We start from the raw sequence: 3,440 nt of genomic DNA, 5'->3' as shown, positions 1-3,440 counted from the left end.
GCGCGCTGGGGGCGGTACTGGGACGTGCCGTGGGCGATCGAAGTCCGGGCGCTCGAAGCAGTCGAGGCGGCGGCCGGATCGTAAGGCCGACGGGCGATGGCCCGTCCCGCCATGCGCCTGGCCCACGTTTCCGCGGAAACGTCCCAGGCGGGCGGCGCGTCGCCGGCTCTCCGGCAGCGCCGCCATTCGCGTCGGCACGCACCCGTCTCTATTCTCATACGATGACGAGCCGCCACTTTGCGGCCGCGGCGCTGGCGGGCACCCTGTGCGGGGGCCTTCTGGGCTGCGGCCCTCATCGTCACCTCCCCGTGGAGCTCACGGGCGCGCCCGCGGGTACCCCCAGCGCCGTCGAGGTGGACGGCGCACGCTATCACCTCGAGGTCTCCGACGAGTGGGTACGCGTGTCCGTCGACAACCTCACCGACGACACCCTCAGACTCGACGTCGCAGGCCTCGTCTTCCGGGGTCCGAACGGCCTTCGACACCGTCTCGTGGCCGGCGACCATCTGTCGTTGTTCGAGGCCTCCCGGTCCCGGCCGACCGAGCCGAACGAGCCCATCACGTTGCGCGTGCAGCTCGCCCCGCCTCCGCCGCTCCGGCACCGGCCGGCGCATCTGGCGGTGCGGCAACTCGAGCCCGACAGACCGCTGGTGCGCATCGCGCCGGGCGGCTCTTACGAGGATTACTTCTACCCGGCCGAGCACCTCCGCCTGGACCCTTCGGGCCTCTGGAGCGTCAGCCGCCTCTTCTGCAGCCACCCCAAGGGCGCGGAGCTGGCCGGCCTGAACTTCGAGGTGGCGGTGCCGGCGAGGGACGGCCTCGCGGTGCACCGCGTATTGCTGGAAGGCCGCGTGACCAAGGAGCCGTCGCCCCTCTAGGCGCGCCCGCCAGCCCGAGCCCCCAGATACTCGCATGCCTCGACGCCCATCGCCGTCCACGGCCTCCGGCCCGATCGCGACGCCCGGTCTGATCCTCGCGCTCCTCGCCCTCGCGTGCGCGTCGGACTCCGAACCCGCGCCATCGGCCGACGACGGCGACTCCGCTCCGGCCGTCTTCGCCGAGTCTCCTGCCGCGTGGTTCAACGTCTACTTCACGCGTCTCGCGGTGGCGCCGGACGGGCGGCAGGCGGTGCTCGACTCGCGCCGCCTCATCGACCTGACCACCGGCGCCGAGACGCCCATTGAAGGCGGCCTCGACGCGGTGTCCAGCGCGGCGTTCGATCGGCTCGGCCGGCTCGTCGTGACGGGGCAGAGGGGCGAGGAGCGGGGCTGGTTCCGCATCGACCGGGCCGTGAGCGTCGAAGCCACCCCCATCCTCCACTCCGTGCCGCCCATCGCCCGCGTGTCCTGGGCGCCGTCGGGCGAGCGGGTCGCCTACACCACCCGCGGGGATCCGTCGACCCTGTACGTCGGCCCCGCCGACGGGTCGGCAGAGCCCGCGACACACACCCTCCCCGGCGCCCCGAGCGCCCACGCCTGGCTCCCCGACGGGTCCGCCGTGCTGGTCCTCGTCCCCGACGAGCACGGGGTGAGCACGCTGCACGCCGTCGACCCGGAAAGCGGCGCCACGCAAACGCTCGCCGACCGTCTCGATGGAGCCTCGAGCCCCCGCAGCATGGCCGTCTCCGACGACGGCGCCTTCGCGTACCTCGCGCTGGCCAGCGACGACGCGCCCGACCCCGAGGCGCGGCACGAACCCTACGCCGACCGCGACCTGGGCATCTACGAGGTCGACCTCGCGACGGGCGCCCGGCGGCCCGTGGTGCAGACCCCGGCCGAGGAGTTCGCGCCGGTGTTCGCGGACGGCGCGCTGCACTGGATCGCGATCCAGACGCGCGACGAGATCGCGCTTGTGCCGGCCGACGGCGGGCCCCTGACGGTCGTCGCCGAGGGCGCCGAAAGCCCGACGTGGCGCCCCGACGGTCGAGCCATAGGCGTGACCACCGGCAACTGGCGGCTAGCGGACTGGGCGCTGAACCTGGACGGCGGCGTGATCGAGCTCGACGCCGAGGGCCGCGCGACGTCGCCCGACGAGCCCATCGAGCCGATCATCACCGGCTACCACGAGGACTTCTCGCCCGCGTGGTCGCCCGACGGCGCCTGGATCGCCTACCACTCGCACCGCTCCCCCGAGCCCGTCGCGGACTACTCAAGCGAGGGCAGCACCGACGACATATACGTGCGCCGGCCGGGCGCGCCCATGGCCGAAGAGGTCAGGCTCACGGACTTCGGGCGCGAGGTGGGCACGCCCGAGTGGGCGCCCGACGGCCGCAGGCTGCTCATGACCACCTGGGACGAGGGCGGCGCGTCCGCGTGGGTGGTGGAGCTGGACCCGGAGACCGGCGCCCCGCTGGGCCGGACGCGCGTGCCCAACCCCGGCGCCGAGGGCTGGGTGCCGACCTGGGCCGCGTGGTCCCCCACCCGCGAGGAGCTGGCGCTCTTGGTAGCATCCCGCGACGGAGGCGTCGAACTCTGGACGCTGGCCCCGGATGGCTCGGACGCCCGCCGACTGACGGCGTACTCGGGTCGCTGGGGCGGGGTCGATTGGTCGGCCGACGGGGAGTCGATCGTCTACGGCGCGGACGTCGGCGCCAGCTACGAGCTTTCCTCGATCCCCCGCGCCGGCGGAGAGCCGCGCCAACTCACCGACGACCCGGCGAACCTCATGCACCCCCAGGTATCGCCCGATGGGCGCTGGATCGCAGCTTCCCGGATCCGGCACCAGGTCCGGGTGCACCGGATGGAAGTGAATTGACCGAACCGTCCGGTGGGCCCATTTGGACCTCACCGAGGCGGCCGAGATGTATGCGCTATTCGGCGGGTGGACACCCAGGCGGGCGGGCCTTGGGTGCCGTAGGTTAGACACGCGCGCGCCGCCCGACCGCGAGGTGTCTCGAATGCCGAACTCACGACGCAGCCCCGCGTCGGTTCTCTTTCTTGCCGTCGCCGCGATTCTTCCCGCCGCCTGCGCCCAGGCCGACGCGCCGCCCGATGAGGCCGCAGCCCTGGCCGACGCCCACCCCCAGGACACCCTCACCACCCGCGTCACCACCATGATCGCCGCCCTCGACGCGCGCCTGGACGAGCTCGAGGCCGAGGGCATGGCCGGGGTGGTGGCGCTGTGGATCGCGGGCGAACCGGTCTACGAGCGCGGGCTGGGGCACGCCGACTGCGCGTTGACGACGCCCATGACGCCCGAGCACGTGTTCCTCATCGGCTCCATCACCAAGGAGTTCATGAAGGTGCTGGGCTACGCGCTCCAGGCCGACGGCGCGCTGTCGTTCGACGACCTGGTCGGCGCGCACCTGCCCGGCCTGCCCGAGCACCTGGCCGGCCTCACCGTGCGCCAGCTCCTGCTCCACACCGCGGGCCTGCCCGACATAATCGACCGCGACGGCCAGCCGATCGACTACACGGTCGATTACGACTACGAGGACGTCG

3 protein-coding genes are annotated in these 3,440 nt (G+C 73.0%); all 3 read left to right on the top strand.

Annotated elements, in window-relative coordinates:
- Positions 1-221 precede the first annotated feature (221 nt).
- The gene (locus tag ABFS34_16175; GenBank protein ID MEN8376965.1) at positions 222-878 is read left to right on the top strand and encodes a hypothetical protein; all 657 of its coding nucleotides are present in this window, start codon (positions 222-224) and stop codon (positions 876-878) included.
- Between the two features lie 34 nt (positions 879-912).
- Positions 913-2,754, top strand: coding sequence for a hypothetical protein (locus ABFS34_16170; protein MEN8376964.1), 1,842 nt, complete (start codon positions 913-915; stop codon positions 2,752-2,754).
- Positions 2,755-2,896: 142 nt separating this feature from the next.
- The coding region (locus ABFS34_16165; GenBank protein ID MEN8376963.1) for a serine hydrolase domain-containing protein at positions 2,897-3,440 on the top strand (544 nt) is incomplete at its 3' end.

The organism is Gemmatimonadota bacterium, from assembly GCA_039715185.1.
Taxonomy (GTDB): domain Bacteria; phylum Gemmatimonadota; class Gemmatimonadetes; order Longimicrobiales; family RSA9; genus DATHRK01.
This window is presented reverse-complemented; position numbering and strand designations above follow the sequence as displayed.

What these genes read in the sequence shown, in the direction of transcription:
- ABFS34_16170 (MEN8376964.1), top strand. Translation starts at nt 913, where the DNA reads ATGCCTCGACGCCCATCGCCGTCCACGGCCTCCGGCCCGATCGCGACG.
- ABFS34_16175 (MEN8376965.1), top strand. Translation starts at nt 222, where the DNA reads ATGACGAGCCGCCACTTTGCGGCCGCGGCGCTGGCGGGCACCCTGTGC.